This is a genomic window from Nocardioides sp. NPDC087217 (genome assembly GCF_044744805.1).
In the GTDB taxonomy this organism is placed as follows: domain Bacteria; phylum Actinomycetota; class Actinomycetes; order Propionibacteriales; family Nocardioidaceae; genus Nocardioides.
The window spans coordinates 423,426-439,153 of sequence record NZ_JBIUZB010000005.1; the positions used below are offsets into that span (position 1 = coordinate 423,426).

16 protein-coding genes are annotated in these 15,728 nt (G+C 69.7%); 7 read left to right on the plus strand and 9 right to left on the minus strand.

Translation table 11 applies throughout. The features are described 5' to 3' along the window. Positions 1 to 34 precede the first annotated feature (34 nt). Both ACIO3S_RS22700 and ACIO3S_RS22705 read left to right on the plus strand, forming a co-directional pair. Positions 35 to 598, plus strand: a complete 564-nt coding sequence (locus ACIO3S_RS22700; RefSeq protein ID WP_400467953.1) for a helix-turn-helix domain-containing protein — start codon at positions 35 to 37, stop codon at positions 596 to 598. A gap of 85 nt (positions 599 to 683) precedes the next feature. Further along, a complete protein-coding gene (locus ACIO3S_RS22705; protein ID WP_160026561.1) occupies positions 684 to 1,235 on the plus strand; it encodes a hypothetical protein in 552 nt (183 codons plus the stop codon). 9 nt (positions 1,236 to 1,244) lie between these two features. Here ACIO3S_RS22705 and ACIO3S_RS22710 read toward each other — a convergent pair whose 3' ends face one another. Together ACIO3S_RS22710 and ACIO3S_RS22715 are read right to left on the minus strand one after the other, a co-directional pair. Continuing rightward, positions 1,245 to 1,958, minus strand: coding sequence for a Type 1 glutamine amidotransferase-like domain-containing protein (locus tag ACIO3S_RS22710; RefSeq protein WP_400467954.1), 714 nt, complete (start codon positions 1,956 to 1,958; stop codon positions 1,245 to 1,247). Positions 1,959 to 2,030: 72 nt separating this feature from the next. Continuing rightward, entirely contained in the window at positions 2,031 to 5,102 is a 3,072-nt protein-coding gene (locus ACIO3S_RS22715) for a M4 family metallopeptidase (RefSeq protein ID WP_400467955.1), read from the minus strand. A gap of 165 nt (positions 5,103 to 5,267) precedes the next feature. On the opposite strand from ACIO3S_RS22715, the gene ACIO3S_RS22720 reads away from it, so the two are divergent. Then, positions 5,268 to 5,567 (plus strand): WhiB family transcriptional regulator, encoded by a 300-nt coding sequence (locus tag ACIO3S_RS22720; RefSeq protein WP_045547698.1) that lies wholly within the window; start codon positions 5,268 to 5,270, stop codon positions 5,565 to 5,567. Here ACIO3S_RS22720 and ACIO3S_RS22725 read toward each other — a convergent pair. Continuing rightward, positions 5,564 to 6,451, minus strand: coding sequence for a sigma-70 family RNA polymerase sigma factor (locus tag ACIO3S_RS22725; RefSeq protein ID WP_400467956.1), 888 nt, complete (start codon positions 6,449 to 6,451; stop codon positions 5,564 to 5,566). The genes ACIO3S_RS22720 and ACIO3S_RS22725 overlap by 4 nt on opposite strands. A 158-nt stretch (positions 6,452 to 6,609) precedes the next feature. Between ACIO3S_RS22725 and ACIO3S_RS22730 the strand changes: the two genes are divergently transcribed. Next, on the plus strand, positions 6,610 to 7,062 hold the full coding sequence (locus ACIO3S_RS22730) for a carboxymuconolactone decarboxylase family protein (RefSeq protein ID WP_400467957.1): 453 nt from the start codon (positions 6,610 to 6,612) through the stop codon (positions 7,060 to 7,062). Between the two features lie 25 nt (positions 7,063 to 7,087). Here the strand turns inward: ACIO3S_RS22730 and pgm are convergent, their stop codons facing one another. Continuing rightward, positions 7,088 to 8,737, minus strand: a complete 1,650-nt coding sequence (gene pgm, locus ACIO3S_RS22735) for a phosphoglucomutase (alpha-D-glucose-1,6-bisphosphate-dependent) (RefSeq protein WP_400467958.1) — start codon at positions 8,735 to 8,737, stop codon at positions 7,088 to 7,090. 38 nt (positions 8,738 to 8,775) lie between these two features. Between pgm and ACIO3S_RS22740 the strand changes: the two genes are divergently transcribed. Then, positions 8,776 to 9,567: a crotonase/enoyl-CoA hydratase family protein gene (locus tag ACIO3S_RS22740; RefSeq protein ID WP_400467959.1), complete on the plus strand. Its 792-nt coding sequence runs from the start codon at positions 8,776 to 8,778 to the stop codon at positions 9,565 to 9,567. Here the strand turns inward: ACIO3S_RS22740 and ACIO3S_RS22745 are convergent. The 3 genes from ACIO3S_RS22745 to ACIO3S_RS22755 all read right to left on the minus strand — a co-directional run bounded on the left by ACIO3S_RS22745 (position 9,549) and on the right by ACIO3S_RS22755 (position 12,101). Beyond that, entirely contained in the window at positions 9,549 to 10,403 is an 855-nt protein-coding gene (locus ACIO3S_RS22745) for a hypothetical protein (protein WP_400467960.1), read from the minus strand. The genes ACIO3S_RS22740 and ACIO3S_RS22745 overlap by 19 nt on opposite strands. An 80-nt stretch (positions 10,404 to 10,483) precedes the next feature. Beyond that, entirely contained in the window at positions 10,484 to 11,425 is a 942-nt protein-coding gene (locus ACIO3S_RS22750) for an oxidoreductase (RefSeq protein ID WP_400467961.1), read from the minus strand. 67 nt (positions 11,426 to 11,492) lie between these two features. Then, positions 11,493 to 12,101 (minus strand): LysE/ArgO family amino acid transporter, encoded by a 609-nt coding sequence (locus tag ACIO3S_RS22755; protein WP_160026569.1) that lies wholly within the window; start codon positions 12,099 to 12,101, stop codon positions 11,493 to 11,495. Between the two features lie 74 nt (positions 12,102 to 12,175). Here ACIO3S_RS22755 and ACIO3S_RS22760 point away from each other — a divergent pair, with 74 nt between their 5' ends. Beyond that, positions 12,176 to 13,078 carry a LysR family transcriptional regulator ArgP gene (locus ACIO3S_RS22760; RefSeq protein ID WP_400467962.1) on the plus strand — a complete coding sequence of 301 codons (903 nt, stop codon included), beginning with the start codon at positions 12,176 to 12,178 and terminating at the stop codon, positions 13,076 to 13,078. Between the two features lie 5 nt (positions 13,079 to 13,083). Here ACIO3S_RS22760 and ACIO3S_RS22765 read toward each other — a convergent pair whose 3' ends face one another. Continuing rightward, complete coding sequence (locus ACIO3S_RS22765; RefSeq protein WP_400467963.1) at positions 13,084 to 13,449, minus strand: hypothetical protein; 366 nt, start codon at positions 13,447 to 13,449, stop codon at positions 13,084 to 13,086. Positions 13,450 to 13,540: 91 nt separating this feature from the next. Then, positions 13,541 to 14,761, minus strand: coding sequence for an MFS transporter (locus ACIO3S_RS22770; protein ID WP_400467964.1), 1,221 nt, complete (start codon positions 14,759 to 14,761; stop codon positions 13,541 to 13,543). Between the two features lie 82 nt (positions 14,762 to 14,843). Here ACIO3S_RS22770 and ACIO3S_RS22775 point away from each other — a divergent pair, with 82 nt between their 5' ends. Continuing rightward, on the plus strand, positions 14,844 to 15,719 hold the full coding sequence (locus ACIO3S_RS22775) for a LysR family transcriptional regulator (protein WP_400467965.1): 876 nt from the start codon (positions 14,844 to 14,846) through the stop codon (positions 15,717 to 15,719). The last annotated feature ends 9 nt before the right edge of the window (positions 15,720 to 15,728 follow it).

Sequence of the window (15,728 nt, forward strand, 5' to 3'; positions counted from 1 at the left end):
GATGTCAGAAACTGTCATCGCATAGGATGGGCGTATGGGGCGATGGGAGCCGGACGCGCGAGGTCGGATGCTGGAGGCTGCCATCGAGCTGTTCACCGAGAAGGGCTACGACAAGACCACCGCCGGCGACATCGCCGCCCGTGCAGGGGTCACCGAACGCACGTTCTTCCGTCACTTCGCCGACAAGCGGGAGGTGCTCTTCGCCGGCCCGGTCACCCTCGACGACCTGGTCGCCAAGGCGGTCGCCTCCGCCGACGCGGAAGCGACGCCGTTGCGGATGGTGCTCGACGGCGTACATCAGGCGGCGGTCGAGCTCAGCGCGCTCCGCACCCGTGAGCAGGCGGTGGAGCGGGCCCGGATCGTCGAGGCGACTCCCGCGCTGCGTGAGCGCGAGCTGCTCAAGATGGCCGACATGGCTACCGCCGCTCAGGCGGCTCTCGTGGAGCGAGGCGTCGCTGAGACCGTCGCCGCGCTGGCCGCCCATGCTGCCGCCGCGGTCTTCCAGGCAGCGTTCGGCCGCTGGGTCTCAGAGACGACCGATCTCAGCCTCGCCGAGTGTGTCGACGAGGCCGCTGCCACGCTGCTCGAGCTCCGATAGCCGATCTCGAGGCAAACGGTGACGAATCTCGTATGGACATCACCCCGCCGGGACCGGTAGACAACTACGCACTATGGAGAACGAGTTGATTCCCGGAGCTGAGTCGCCGACCGCGGTACGCAGCTATGTGACCGCCAACAAGCCGAACCCGTCGGCGCTCGCCGAGGGTCTGTGGGTGCTTCCTCCCGACGTGCTCTCCAGCGGTGACCGCGCGATCCTCTTCGACCAGTACAAGCTGTATGTCGCCGAGGCCGAGCGGCTCAGCGTGCGGCGTACGCTCACCAGCGCGTTCCTGCTGGTCCTCAACGTCGGGATCCTGGTCGCGGGCACGGCGCTCGTGGCCAGCTCTCCCGAACGGCCCTGGCTCTTCACGGTCGCCCTGATCGCCGCCCTCGGCTCGTGCCTCGGCTGGTTCTGGATCATCCGCTCCTACCGGCAGATGGCGAGCGGGAAGTACTCCGTCATCTCCCACCTCGAGAAGCAGCTCCCCGCGGCGCCCGGCGTCGCGGAGTGGTCGGCCGTCGGCCTCGGTCGCGACAGCTCGCGCTACCTGCCGATGAGCAACGTCGAGGTGTGGGCCCCCGCGCTCTTCGGCTTCTGCCACCTCGCGACGTACGCCCTGCTCTACGTGCCGTAGGACCAGGACCTAGTCGAGCACCCTGACCTCGAGCGGGGTCTCCCCGTCTGGCCCGACGGCGAAGGCGACCGCGTCGGGCCGCTCGCTGATCGCCTCGACCAGCTCGCCGTCGCGCCACAGCAGGGCGACGCCGTCATCGGCCGCGTAGCCGGAGGGCAGCGCGCCGGAGCCGACGAACCGGACGTACGTCTCCCGCCGGTCCTCCTCGCCGAGGTAGTGCGGGCAGAACGAACCGGGGAGGAAGCCCAGTCCGTCGGGGAGCGGCGCGGTGGGGCCGAAGGAGTCCGTCGAGGACGCCTCGTACCAGCAGTTCGCCCCTGCCGAGATCCCGGCCAGGATCGTGCCGCGGGCGGCGGCCTTCTCCAGCAGGGCGGGCAGTCCGTGCAGCCGCCACACCGCGAGCAGGTTGGCGGTGGACCCGCCGCCGACGTAGACGATGTCCTGGTCGAGCAGTTGCTCGAGGTCTTTGATCGGAAGCTCGTGCCCCTCGGGCGCCTTGTTGAACAGTGACAGCACCTTCGCCTCGGAACGATCGGCGTACGCGGCGAGGAACTTGTCGTGGTAGCTGTCCGCGTCCCCGCTCGCGGTGCCGATGAAGCAGACCTTGGGCCGCGGTTTCCCGGTCAGCCGGTTGAGCTCCGCGTCGAGCGGCGAGAAGTCCTGCCGGTGCACCTCCGGCATCGAGAAGCCGCCACCGCCCATGGTCACAATCGTTCCGCGCATGGCGTGAGTGTAGGGACACAGAGGGCCCCGCCGAACTGGTTTGTTCGGCGGGGCCCTGTGAAGGTGTGACGGCTACCTGACCCTGACGGTCACCGTCTCGGTGATCGCCTCGTTGTACCGGTCACCCGAGTAGACCACCTTGTAGGTGTGGGTGCCTCGGATCGCCCGGAAGGTCGCCTCCTCCTTCTTGAGGGTGAAGCGGCCGACGCGGATGCCGTTCTCGCTGACGACGATCTGGCCGGAGGCGCGCTTGCCGTCGACGGTGATCTCGACCTTGCCGCGCTTCGGCGAGGTGGCGGAGATCTCCGGGACCGCCTTCTCGGTGCAGTAGCTCAGCGAGACGTTGTCGACCGCCCAGCCCCTGGCCCCGCCACAGCCGTCGCGACCGAAGTCGAAGCGGAACTTCACGGTGTCGCCGGCGGCTGCGATGGAGTCGAGCTTCACGATCGTGGTGCCCCACTTGCCGGTGAAGCTGTTGCCGTCCGAGCCGGTCCAGGCCGGCTCGCCCTCCATGTATCCGCTGTCGGCACTCATCGTGCCGCCTGGTGCGTTGAAGGCGTACGCGGCTTGGTCGACGACCTCGAACTCGCCGCCGTTGACAGAGGCCTTGACGTTGCCGCCGTCATAGCCCCATTCGGTGAGGACCGAGTGGTCGAAGCTCAGCCGTGGCGACAGGCCGCTCGGGACGGTGAGAGCCGGGCTGACGAGGCCGTTTCGGCTGGTGATGTCACCCGTCGCGGATCCGCAGGCGCCCTCGTTCGGGTCGGGCGCGAACGCAAGACCGGTCTCGTTACCCTCGACGTCGCTGCCGGCCTCCCAGGGGATGTCGTTCCCGGGGACCAGGGCCTCAGCGTCCTGGGTCCAACCGGTCAGGCCGTCCTCGAAGTCCTCGGTGTAGGTGGTGACCTCGTTGGTGCCCTCGCCACACAGCGCGGGGGTGTTCGGGTCGAGCATCGGGCCGAAGTTGCACTGGACCGGCTCCTTGGTCAGCTCGGTGGCCGTGTTGGCCGCCCCGACCGCCGCGCAGTCGTCGGCCGTGATCGGGTCGAGAGCCGGAGCCTCGGCCTCGCCACCCGGAGTCTCGCCGCCGCCGGTCTGCGGGGTCGAGGTGCCGAGGGTGAGCTTCTTGAGCGTCGTCACGCCCATCAGGTCGGCGCACGAGGAGACCATCGCCTGGGCGTACTCGGGGAAGCCCGAGGTCGGCGTCAGGTAGTTGGTCTGGGCGTGCCAGATCAGGTTGGCCGCCTTGTCCAGGCCGATGCCCGCCACGTTGACGTCGTTGTAGGCGCCGCCGTCGACGAGCAGGGCGTAGTGGTGGTTGATGACGCCGGAGTTGACGTGGACGCCGCCGGAGTCGGTGGCACCGTCGCAGTGGTACTCCTCGTCGGAGACCTTGCCCGGGTCGCCGTAGCAGTTCGGGTTCCACATGTCGCGGATCGCGCCGCCGAAGGCGGTCGAGTCCTCACCCATCAGCCAGCGTACGGACTCGTCCTTGGACTCGGTCGAGGCGTCCTTGATGGTGATGTTGACCGGGCCGGTGGCGTTCTTGATCTTCTGCCCGGTGGCGTAGTCGGTGGTCGCCCCGTAGATGTCGGAGGTGCCGGAGATGCTGCCGATCGGCTGACCCTGCAGGAACGCGATCACGACGCCCTTGGCGCCGGCGTCCTTCGCGTTCGCCACCTTCTGGACGAACGGGCAGGTGCCACGGTCGACGAGCACGAACTTGCCGTTGACGGCAGCGGCGTTCTCCAGCGGGGAGCAGCCGTCGGTGGTCGACGGGCCGCCGCTGTTGGCCGCGTCGAGGCCGACCACGATGTCGCTGGTCACGCCGGAGGTCGGGTAGACCGGACCGAAGCTAGCGGCCGCGGCCGGGCAGTCACCGGCGACGTCGGCCGGCGAGTTGATGGTCAGCGTGATGGCGCCACGGGTGGAGGAGGAGCACTTGCCATCCGTACGGGCCACGTCGTCGGTGGTGTTCTCCCGCGCGTTGAGGAAGTCGACCGTGTTGCCCCACATGTCGGAGTACGCCTCGTTGAGCGCACCCGGCTGCCACTGGTAGATCAGGCCGGAGGTGTGCTCGGTGTAGGCGTGGCCCCACTCGTGGGCCACGACGTCGTCGGAGGTGACGCCGGAGCAGTAGTTGGTGGTCTCGCCGTTCCAGTTGGCGTTCGGGCACGAGATCGCCGGGTCGTTGTTGACCGTGACCATCTTCGAGCCGTTGCCGTCGTAGGAGTCGCGGCCGAAGGTGTTCTTGAAGAGCCAGTAGGACTCGCCGGTGGTGGCGACCTCGTTCTGCTGGTCCTGGTCGAGCGTGCCCGGGAAGGCGTCGTTCTCGGTCCAGACGGTCTCGTCGTCGGTGGTCTCGGGGGTGTTGTGCTTCTCGACGAGCTCACGGTCGGTGGCCGCGTGGAGCATCGAGTAGCGGTTGACCGGCTTGCCGCTGGCGGCGTCGAGTACGACGACCTCGCGCACGGTGGACCGGTTGGACACCTCGACGACCCAGGCGAGCAGGCTCTTGCCGCTCACGCCCTGGGCCGCGCCCATGCGGTAGATGTTGAGGTCGGCCTTGACGACCTCGACGCCGCTGGTGTCGATCTTGCTGTCGGGGTGGGCCTGGGCCGGCTTCGACTTCACCAGCTCGAGCGCCTTGGCGCCGGCCTTCTCCTTCGACCACTTCGGGGTCGTGCTGAGGTCGAGGTTCGGGGCGGCGAAACCGTTGACCGAGGTCAGGTCGCCGGCCTTGTCGACGTGGGCCTTCAGGACGCCGCCGAAGACCGGGACGTCCTTGTAGACCTGCTCGAACTCGACCGTCCACCCGGCCGGGGTGGTGCTGACCTTCGACTGGTCGAGCTGGGCGGGCTTCGCGCCGAAGACGGACGCGTACTCGTCGAGGTAGGCGCGCGCCTTCGCGGCAGCCTCGGACTTGGTGTCGGCGGCGATGTCGGGCAGCAGATCGCCCTTGGTGGACGCGTAGCCGATCAGGCCGGTGGCGCCCTCCTTCTTGAGCGTGACGGTCTGATCAGCCGCGGCCTTCAGTTGGTCGATGCCGCTGGGATCCGGTTCCGCGGCGAAGGCGGCGATCGGTGTGGCCACCAGGCCTGCCGCGACGAGCGCAAGGCTGATTCCTTGCTTTCCGAGCTTCACGGGTTGCTCCTCTCGGGGTTCCGCCGCGTCGAGTCGCGGCGATTTCGCATCGTAGAGAGATTTGCGACGAAGAGGGGTGTAAACGCGAATCACGAGTCCGAAACGATTCCCCCTCGGGAGATTCTCAGTGAGGGATCCTCAGGGGCGATCTAAGGTAGTTTCCCGATGTGCGGGCCTACCTCAGGCGCAGATTCTCGAGGGGTGCCCTTGGAGATCATCCCGCCTTTGTACGCCGCCGGCCTTCCGTGCCACGGAGACGACTCTGCGTTGTGGTTCTCAGAGTCCCCCGCCGCCCTCGAGGTGGCCAAAGATCGCTGCCTCGACTGCCCGGTGATGCGTGAGTGTCTCTCCGGTGCTCTGGCCCGCTCCGAACCCTGGGGCGTCTGGGGCGGCGAGATCGTCGAACGCGGCCAGGTGGTCACCCACAAGCGTGGCCGCGGCCGACCCCGCCGCCAGGCCGCCTAACCCTGGTTGTGCGCTGACTCCAGCCCCAGGCTCGCGGCGAGCTTTGCGACCTGGGCGGGGGCGGCGTACGCCTCGATCTCGGTGATCCGACCGTCGACCACCGTGAAGGCCATGACGCTGTAGAGCTTCCCGTGGAAGGTGATCGCGACGCCGGCGGAGCCGTTGACGAGGGCGGAGTGGGTGACGCGGTCGGCGTGGGCGTACATGACGGCGTTGCCCGCCACCTTGGCCGCGCCGCGGTAGGTGGTGATCCCGGAGCCGAGATCGGCGTGCAGGACGACGTCGGGATGGAGCGCACCGATCAGCCGGTCCAGGTCGCCGTCCTGGGCGGCCGCGAAGAAGGCGTCGACGACCTCACGCTGCGCGGTGACATCGCGGTCGGGCGTACGCCCTCTGACCCGTCGGCGCGCGCGGCTCGCGAGCTGGCGGGTCGAGTCGGACGAGCGGTCGAGCATCGACGCGATCTCGTCGAAGGGCACGGCGAAGAGATCATGGAGTACGAAGGCCAGCCGCTCGTCCGGGGAGAGCTGGTCGAGCACGACGAGGAGGGCGATGCTGACCGAGTCGGCGAGCAGCGCGCGCTCGGCCGGGTCCTGGGTGGTGGCGTCGTCGAGGACGACCGTGGGTTCTGGCAGTCGATCTTCGAGAGGCAGCTCACCGCGGGTCTTGCGTGAGCGCAGCATGTTGAGCGAGACGCGGGCCACCACCGTCGTCAGCCAGGCGCCGATGTTGTCGATCTCCTCGGCGTCGCTCCGGCTCAGCCGGAGCCAGGCGTCCTGGACGGCGTCCTCGGCCTCGGAGGTCGATCCGAGCATCCGGTAGGCCACCCCGAACAGGTGCCGCCGCTCCTCCTCGAAACGCTCGGCCAGCCACTCCTGCTGCATCGTCGGTCCTCTCGATCCTCGGCCCGCACAGTACGAGCCCTTATGGACCCGACCCGCGAAGCAGACCAGATGTGACCGCTTCGGTGAAAGAAGTTTTTCTTTCAGCGGTCCGTCACATCGCTGTGCCGGGGCGGGTCGGGGATGGCATGAGCAATCGAATGAAGAACCCAGCAGAAGTCATCCCGCAGGCATTCAAGGGCATCGGCAACCTCCTGGCCGCCGTGGCCGAGGGCGGCCTTCCCGAGACCACGACCGAGCTCGTCGCGATCCGGGTGAGCCAGCTCAACGGCTGTGCCGCCTGCCTCCAGGGCCATGCCGTACGTCTCGCCGAGGTCGGCCTGCCGATCGAGAAGGTCGTCGGCCTGGCCGCCTTCCGCGAGTCGCCCTTCTTCGACGAGGCCGAGAAGGCGGCCCTCGCCCTGGCTGACGCCGTCACCCGCCTCGCCGACGCCGAGGACGCCGTGCCGGACGAGCTCTGGCGTGAGGTCACCAAGCACTACGACGAGAAGCAGACCGCTGCCCTGGTCCTCTGCATCGCCACCCACAACCTCTTCAACCGGGTCAACGTGACGGTGCGGGAGGACGCCGAGCACCCGTTCTGGATGCGTTGATCTCGGAGCCGGGGCGAGCGGGAGGTCAGGCCAGGGCGGCGGAGACGACCGCCTTGGCCTCCTCCTGGACCTCCGCCAGGTGGTCAGGTCCTCGGAACGATTCGGCGTAGATCTTGTAGACGTCCTCGGTCCCCGACGGCCGGGCCGCGAACCAGGCCGACTCGGTGGTCACCTTCAGACCGCCGATGGCCGCGCCGTTGCCGGGCGCCTCGGTGAGCTTGGCGGTGATCTCCTCACCGGCCAGGCTCGTCGCGGTCACGGCCTCGGGGGAGAGGCCGGCGAGCTTCGCCTTCTCCTCGCGCGAGGCGGGGGCGTCGATCCGGGCGTACGCAGGTGCACCATGGTCCGCGACCAGCTCCGCGTAACGCTGGGACGGCGACTTCCCGGTGCGCGCCAGGATCTCCGAGGCGAGCAGGGCGAGGATGATGCCGTCCTTGTCGGTGGTCCACACGGTGCCGTCGAAGCGCAGGAACGAGGCGCCCGCCGACTCCTCGCCGCCGAAGCCGAACGAGCCGTCGATCAGCCCCGGCACGAACCACTTGAACCCGACCGGCACCTCGACCAGCGGCTTGTTCAACGAGGAAGCGACCCGGTCGATCATCGAGGACGAGACCAGGGTCTTGCCGATGCGCGCGGTCGCCGGCCAGTCGGGACGCGCGCCGCCGAAGAGGTGGTCGATCGCGACCGCGAGGAAGTGGTTGGGGTTCATCAGCCCGGCGTCCCGGGTGACGATCCCGTGCCGGTCGGAGTCGGCGTCGTTGCCGGTGGCGATGTCGAACTCTGGGGTGCTCTCCACGAAGCGCACCAGCTCGGCCATCGCGCTGGGGGAGGAGCAGTCCATCCGGATCTTGCCGTCCCAGTCCAGTGGCATGAAGCGCCAGGTCGGGTCGACCAGCTCGTTGACCACGTTGAGGTCGATCTTGTGGCGCTCGGCGATCTCGCCCCAGTAGGCGACCGATGCCCCGCCCAGCGGGTCGGCGGCGATCCGTACCCCGGCATCGCGGATGGCGGCCAGGTCGACCACGTTGGGCAGGTCGTCGACGTAGGAGCCCAGGAAGTCGTACGCCTCGGCCTTCCGCCGTGCGGCCGCGAACGGCACCCGCTTGACCCCGGAGAGCCCGGCGCGGATCAGCTCGTTGGCGCGGGCGGCGATCACCTTGGTGGCGTCGGAGTCGGCGGGACCGCCGTGGGGCGGGTTGTACTTGAAGCCGCCGTCGGAGGGCGGGTTGTGGGACGGGGTCACCACGATCCCGTCGGCGAGGCCGGCACCCGACACCCGACCGGCATTGGCACGGAGGATCGCGTGCGAGACCGCCGGCGTCGGCGTGTAGCCGTCGCGGTCGTCCACCAGGACGCGTACGTCATTGGCGACCAGCACCTCCAGCGCGCTCGCCCACGCGGGCTCGGAGAGGCCGTGGGTGTCGCGTCCGATGAACAGCGGCCCGTCGAAGCCCTGCGAGGTCCGGTAGTCGACGATCGCCTGGGTCGTGGCCAGGATGTGCGTCTCGTTGAAGGCTGACTTGAGCGAGGACCCGCGATGGCCCGAGGTGCCGAAGACGACCTGCTGAGCCGGATCGTCCGGATCGGGCTGCAGGTTGTAGTAGGAGGCGACCAGGTGAGGTACGTCGACCAGGTCGGCGGGCGTAGCGAGCGTTCCAGCGCGTGGGTCAGCCATGTGCCCCATCATGCCTACTGCCCCGTAATGTTCTCCCCATGCCCCTCGTCACCACCGAAATCAACGACGGCATCGCCCAGGTGCGTCTCAACCGCCCGGACAAGCTCAACGCGCTGACCCTCGAGCTGCTCCAGGAGCTGGTCGACACCGCCAAGGTGCTCGGCAAGAACCACGACCTGCGCGCCGTGGTCATCGCCGGTGAGGGGGACGCGTTCACCGCCGGTCTCGACTTCGCCTCGGTCCTGCGTGACCCGAAGAAGATCGTCGGTGCCTTCCTGCCCAGGCCCTTCCGTGGGACCAACCTCTTTCAGGAGTCGGTGTGGGCCTGGCGCCGGCTGCCGGTTCCGGTGATCGCGGCCGTCCACGGTCACTGCCTCGGTGGCGGCGTACAGATCGCGCTCGGCGCCGACTTCCGCATCGCCGAGCCCGACTCGCAGTGGTCGGTCCTCGAGGGCAAGTGGGGCATCATCCCCGACATGACCGGCATCCGGTCGCTCTCCGAGGTCGTCGGCATCGACACCGCCAAGAAGCTCACCATGACCGCCGAGCAGTTCTCCGGCGAGCGTGCCTACGAGCTGGGCCTGGTCACCGAGCTCTCGGCCGATCCGGTCGCCACCGCGACCGCCTTCGCCCGCAAGCTCTCCGAGCGTTCCCCCGACCAGCTCGCCGCCGCCAAGCGCCTCTTCAACGACACCTGGTACGCCCCCGTCAAGCGCACCTTCTCCCGCGAGCGCATCGAGCAGCTCCGCCTCCTCTTCGGCGAGAACACCAAGATCGCCCGCGAGGCCGCGTTCAAGCGCGAGAAGCCGACCTACAAGCCCCGCCGCTGACCCCGCTCAGCCGAGGCGTCACCCCGGTCGGCCGAGGCGTCGGTTAGGTCGGGCGAGGCGTCGGTTCCGTCGGGCGAGGCGTCACTCGCTGCCCTCTCGGCCGACGGGAGTGACGCTTCGGCCAACGCGGCTGACTTCTCGGCCAACGCGGCTGACTTCTCGGCCGACGCGGCTGACGCTTGGGCATGCTTGCGGCGACGTTTGATCTCACCCTGAGCGAGGACGAAGGCGAGGACGATCGGCCAGATGTACTTCAGATAGCCGGCGGCTTGCTCGACCCACCCGGGGACATGTACGTCGGGGAGGTCCGGCCAGGGGATCGACGGCCACGGGATGCTGGGGAGGTCGGGGAGCGGCAGGTCGGGGAGGTCCGGCAGGTTCGGGAGCGGGAGGTCGATGTTGGGGAGCGAGACCCGGGCGAGGATCCACGCGACGACCATCGCGGCGACGATGCCGCCGACCACGCCCGCGGCACCGCCGAGGGTCTCGATGAGCGCATAGCGCCTGGGGTGGTCGATCACCCGCTGTTCGTACGCAGCGGCTCGCGACCCAGGCTCCGGGGTGAGGTCGACGCCGCCGATGCCGGCCATCCCGGCCAGGTCCTCGCCGGGCGCGAAGTAGGTCGCGCGACGCGGCGTACCGAGCCCGGAGTGGATCACGAGCAGGCTCCCGTGCGCCTTGCTCTCCAGCCGGGCCCGGTCGTCGGAGGTCTTCCGGGTGAGGACTTCCTCCCCGTCGACGGTCCACACGAACGTACGGATGATCTCCCCGGTCACCTCGAGATGATGGGTGGCGCCGGAGATCGTCCGCGACCAGATCTGGACCTTCTTGCTCACCCTGGTGAATCTAGGATCCGCGGCGCCTTCGGGGCATCGGCCGGAGGTAGCGACCGGGGTCAGACTTTGGTCTGGGCCGGTCAGGGATAGGCGATGCCGGTGGTCTGCTCGGAGAGCTCCCACAGCGCCCGCGCCGCCTCGGGGTCGCGCGCGAGGCGTGTCGCGGTGACCGGCTTCGGCACGCCGCGAGCCTCGAAGGCGTCGCTAGGTCCGATGTACGTCCCGGGCTTCAGTCCCGGTTGGGTCGCCGCCATCAGAGCGGGCCAGGCGCCTGCCTGCGGCGTCTGAGCCATGGCGTGGACAGCGGCTTCGCTGATGCTCGCGATCGGGGCGATCAGCCTCTTGGACGTGCCGTTCGCCATGAGGCGCGTGGACGCGAGCCCGGGGTGGGCGGCGTACGCGGCGATCGGCAGTCCCGCCTTCTCCAGGCGCCGCTGGAGCTCGAAGGTGAAGAGCAGATTGGCGAGCTTCGACTGGGAGTAGACGCCCCACGGCGAATAGCGGCCGACCTGCACGGTCGGGAACCCGAGCGGCGCCTTGCGGGCCAGTTTGTGCATCACGCTCGACATGGTGACGATCCGCCCCTCGCCGCTCTCGGCCAGGGGCTCGAGCAGCAGGCCGGTCAGCAGGAACGGCCCGAAGTGGTTGGTCGCCATCTGCAGGTCGAGGTCGTCCACGGTCCGCGTCTGGGGCGTCGCCATGACCCCGGCGTTGTTGACCAGCAGGTGCAGCGGCCCGCCGCCGTCGAAGGTCGCCGCCGCGATCGCCTCGGCCCCTGCTCGCACCGCCTGGAGCGAGGAGAGATCGAGTGCGACCCGGTCGAGGCTGGCACCCGGAACCTCCTCGGTCAGTGCCTCCGCGGCCGCGTCGAGCTTCTCCCAGGACCGCCCCGCCAGGATCACCCGTGCCCCCGCAGCCGCGAGGCCGCGCGCGACGAAGTAGCCGATCCCGCCCAGCGTCGGTCCGGTCACCACGGCGTTCTTGCCGGTCAGGTCAGGAATATCGGAGGTCGTCCACGGCATGCGGCCACACTAGGCGGCTGGTCAACACATTGGACGGATTTGAAAGTCTGCCGCCCGGTCAGCCCGGTCAGCCCAGTCCACCCAACGCGAGCCCGCCCGCGATCGCGAGCATCATGCACCCGATGAGACTGTCGAGCACCTGCCAGGCACGTCGGCTGGCGAGCAGCGGCGCGAGGAGCCGAGCGCCGTACCCGAGACCGGCGAACCAGACGATGCTGGCCAGACAGCCGCCGATCGCGAACCCCCATCGCGCCGAGCCGTAGGTCGCCGCGATCGACCCGTGGAGCACCAGGGTGTCGATGTAGACATGCGGGTTGAGCCAGGTGAAGGCGGCCGCCTTGGCGATCACGCGAGGGAGCGTCTCGCGGGGCGCGTCGGCGGCATCCAGCCCCGAGGGCCGCAGCGCCCGCCGGAACGACCCGATGCCGTACCAGCCGAGGAAGACCACCCCGAACCAGCGCAGCACCTCCACCGCCCACCCGGCGCTCTCGACGACCGCCCCCATGCCGGCGACCCCGGCGCAGATGAGCAGGAGGTCGGAGACCGCGCACACGGCCACCACGGCGAACACGTGCGAGCGCAGGATGCCCTGCCGCAGGACGTACGCGTTCTGGGACCCGATGGCGATGATGAGGCTGAGCCCGGTGAGGAGCCCGGCGAGGCTGGCGTTGATCACATCAGCGACGCTAAGCCGCCACGCATCTACAGACCAGCGAAAGAATCTTACCGAAGATAAGCCACACTTAAGGCATGCCCGCCCTCGACCCGACCCAGCTCGAGACCCTCGTCGTGATCGCCGAGGAAGGCACCTTCGACGCCGCGGCGAGACGCCTCAACATCACCCCGAGCGCCGTCAGCCAGCGGATCCGGGCGCTGGAGCGCGCGGCCGGACAGGTGCTGGTGCGGCGTACGACTCCCTGCACCCCCACCGAGGCCGGCGAGCCCCTGATCAGGCACGGCCGGCAGCTCCGCCTGCTGCTCGACGAGGCAGCCGCCACCCTGAGCGCGGACAAGACCAGCGACGCCACCGTCGTCGACCTCTCCGTCGTGGTCAACGCGGACACCCTCGCGACCTGGTTCCGTCCGGTGCTCGACGAGGTCGCGACCTGGGACCGGACGGCGCTGCGGATCACCGTGGAGGACCAGGGTTACTCGGCCGACGCGCTGCGCCGCGGCGAGGTCCTCGCCGCGGTCACCAGCGAGCCGAAACCGGTCCAGGGCTGCACCGTCGAACCACTGGGAAGGCTCCGCTACACCCCGGGCGCCGCCCCGGTGCTCATCGAGCGCCACCGCAAGGGCCGCGGCATCGACTGGGGTGCGATCCCGATGATCGTCTACAACGAGAAGGACCACCTCCAGGACGAGGTGCTGGCGGCGCACGGGGCGACCCGGCCACCGGTCGTCCACCGGGTTCCGAGCAGCCACGACTTCCACGAGGCCATCAGGCGCGGTCTCGGCTGGGGAATGCTCCTCGACGCCCAGGCCGAGGCCGACCTCGACTCAGGCGTGACGGTCCCGCTCCCGGGCGCGAAGCCGATCGACATCCAGCTCTTCTGGCAGCGCTGGCGCCTCGACTCGATCGCCCTCGAGGACCTGAGCGAGGCCGTACGCCGCGCCGCCCGCTCCGGGCTACGCCCGACGCGCCGCCGCTGAACGGGTCATGCCCGGCGGCCGGGGTAGCCGGCACCGAAGTGCTGGCCCTGAGGGGCGTTGCCGGGCGCGGGCTGGCCGGCCGGCGGGTAGTGCCCCTGCGGCGGCGCCTGAGGGCCAGGAGGGTACGGCCCCTGGGGGCCTCCGGCATAGGGACCGGGGTTGTACTGGCGGTGCTCGACGGCGGTGGTGTGCTGGGACCGGTTCACCGACAGCAGCACGCCGATCACGATCGCGAGGCCGCCGGTGACGACGAAGATCCAGCCCAACGGCTCGCTGGCGATCGCGTTGGCGACCTCGTCGGGCAGATCGACGGCGCTGGTGAGCAGGACGAGTCCGAGGACCAGCAGGATGATTCCTAGGCCGATGGTCATGGCTGAACTCCAGAGGTTGGGGGCAGGCGCGCCACGCTACCCAGCCGGTTCAGGCCCCCATACCGTCCCCCGCATCACCGCCTCCCGGCGTTCAAGGAGTACGCCGCGCCCCCGACACCCCACGCGCCGCGACCCCGAGCAGCACGAGCAGGAGCGCGCCGAAGGCGAGCATCGCCGGCTCGGTCGCGACGAACTGCACCAGGATCCCCAGCAGCACCACCGGCACCGTGATCCCGAGATAGGCCATCAGGAAGAGCCCGGCGAGCGCCTCGCCTCGGCTGTTCGCCGGCGCCACCGAGATCACGGTGGCGACGGCCGCCTTGAACGACATCCCCGACCCGGCCCCGGTGACGACGGCCCCGAGCACCAGCACCCAGAACGTGCCGGAGAGCAGGGCGCCGAGGACCAGGAGCAGCCCGGCGGTGAGCGCGACCAGCCCGACGACGTACAGCCGACGGCGTTGCCAGCGTCCGGCCAGCACCTGGAAGAGCGCCGCGGCCCCGAAGATGGAGAACCCGACCACACCGGCGACGGCGTGGGAGCGCATGCCCAGATCCTCGGCGAGGAAGGACGGCACCAGCGAGGTGAAGAAGCCGAACATCGCGAACGCCACGAAGCTCGCCATCCCGGCGGCGAAGTAGGCGCTACGCGCGTCGGCTGGCACTCGCACCCGCTGCGGCCGGTAGGTCCATCCGGGCTGGTCGGTGTCGACCGTCTCCGGCGCCGCCACGACCGCGAGCAGCCCGAGCACCATGAGGAACGCGAAGACCGCGTACGGCGTGTAGAGCGGTCGTGGCGCCCACTCGGCCAGCGCGCCGGCGACCAGCGGGCCCAGCCCCAGTCCGCCGATGTTGGCCGCGGTCGCGACCACCTCGGCCCGGGTCGCCGGAGCCTCCGGCCGGGCGGACCGGTGCAGCTCGGCGAGGTGAGCCGTCGCGGTCGCCGTCAGCATCCCGACGCCCAGTCCGGACAGCAGCCGCGCCAGCAGCAGCCAGCCCAGCTCATGGGTCGAGAGGAAGATCAGCGCGGAGAGAACGTTGAGCAGCACCGCCGGCGCCACCACCCGCCGCCGCCCGAACCGGTCGGAGAGATGACCGGCGAGGAAGAGCGAGATCGCCACCCCCGCGCCGTACGTCGCGAACACCACCGTGATCACGAACGAGCTCCAGCCCTGCTCGTCGACGTAGAAGACGTAGAGCGGCGCCGGTGCGGCCGCGAAGCCCATCGTCACCGCGAACAGGAACGCCACCGACCAGAACCCACGAGCATGGTGGTGCCGATGGGTCAGGGGCGCTGCCTGGGTCGTCGTCATGACTCCATGCTGATCGATATTCACGATCATCTCCAACGAATCTTCTCGAAGGCAAGCATCACGATCTGCGATAGTGGTGCCCATGCAGCCCCATCAGCTGGAGTACTTCATCGCCGTCGCCGAGACCGGCAGCTTCACCGCGGGGGCGGACCGAGTCGGTGTCGTGCAGTCCGCGGTCTCCGCCGCCGTCAAGCAGCTTGAGCGTGGGCTGGGAGCGCCGCTGATCGAGCGCGGCTACCACAGCCTCGCGCTCACCGCCGAGGGTGAGGCGCTGCTCCCGCGCGCCCGCGAGGTGCTCGCCGGCATCGGGGCTGCTCGTGAGGCGGTCGCCGGCGCCCGCGGCCAGGTGATCGGCACCGTTCTCTTCGGCATGCTCTCCTACACAGGCCGCTGGGACATCGCCGAGGTCCTGCAAGGCTTCGCCGCCCGCCACCCCGGCATCACCGTACGCATGCGTCAAACCATCTCCGGGAGCGCCACCAACGAGGCAGACGTACGCTCCGGGGCCCTGGATCTTGCCCTGGTCTCCACGGCTGCGACCTCGCTGCCCGGGCTGACCCTGACTCGCATCCACAGCGACGAGCTGGTCTTCGTCTGCGCACCCGGCCATCGCCTGGCACGGGCCGGTGCGGTGTCCGCCGCCGACCTCGCCGAGGAGACCTGGATCGACTTCCCGACGGGATGGGGCAACCGTACGGTCGTGGACGCCGCGTTCGCCTCCGTCGGCGTGTCACGGACGGTCCGTACCGAGGTCACCAGCTTCGGGCTCGCTCGCAACCTCGTCTGCCGCGGTCTGGGCGTCTCGGTCGTGCCCCGCGCGTCGATCGAGGGCGACCCCGCGGTCGTCGCCGTCCCGATCGGCCTGGAGTGGTCCTTCCAGCTCGCCGTCCCGAGCAACCGACGGATCTCCGCGGCCGCCGCACGGCTCGCCGAGGCGGTCACGGCCTCCGCGCTGTGAGCGGATGAC

Excerpts from the sequence above, each read along its gene's own strand:
- ACIO3S_RS22700 (WP_400467953.1), top strand. The coding sequence starts at position 35 with ATGGGGCGATGGGAGCCGGACGCGCGAGGTCGGATGCTGGAGGCTGCC.
- ACIO3S_RS22710 (WP_400467954.1), bottom strand. The coding sequence starts at position 1,958 with ATGCGCGGAACGATTGTGACCATGGGCGGTGGCGGCTTCTCGATGCCG.
- ACIO3S_RS22720 (WP_045547698.1), top strand. The coding sequence starts at position 5,268 with ATGTGCGGGCCTACCTCAGGCGCAGATTCTCGAGGGGTGCCCTTGGAG.
- ACIO3S_RS22725 (WP_400467956.1), bottom strand. The coding sequence starts at position 6,451 with ATGCAGCAGGAGTGGCTGGCCGAGCGTTTCGAGGAGGAGCGGCGGCAC.
- ACIO3S_RS22730 (WP_400467957.1), top strand. The coding sequence starts at position 6,610 with ATGAAGAACCCAGCAGAAGTCATCCCGCAGGCATTCAAGGGCATCGGC.
- pgm (WP_400467958.1), bottom strand. The coding sequence starts at position 8,737 with ATGGCTGACCCACGCGCTGGAACGCTCGCTACGCCCGCCGACCTGGTC.
- ACIO3S_RS22740 (WP_400467959.1), top strand. The coding sequence starts at position 8,776 with ATGCCCCTCGTCACCACCGAAATCAACGACGGCATCGCCCAGGTGCGT.
- ACIO3S_RS22750 (WP_400467961.1), bottom strand. The coding sequence starts at position 11,425 with ATGCCGTGGACGACCTCCGATATTCCTGACCTGACCGGCAAGAACGCC.
- ACIO3S_RS22760 (WP_400467962.1), top strand. The coding sequence starts at position 12,176 with ATGCCCGCCCTCGACCCGACCCAGCTCGAGACCCTCGTCGTGATCGCC.
- ACIO3S_RS22765 (WP_400467963.1), bottom strand. The coding sequence starts at position 13,449 with ATGACCATCGGCCTAGGAATCATCCTGCTGGTCCTCGGACTCGTCCTG.
- ACIO3S_RS22770 (WP_400467964.1), bottom strand. The coding sequence starts at position 14,761 with ATGACGACGACCCAGGCAGCGCCCCTGACCCATCGGCACCACCATGCT.
- ACIO3S_RS22775 (WP_400467965.1), top strand. The coding sequence starts at position 14,844 with ATGCAGCCCCATCAGCTGGAGTACTTCATCGCCGTCGCCGAGACCGGC.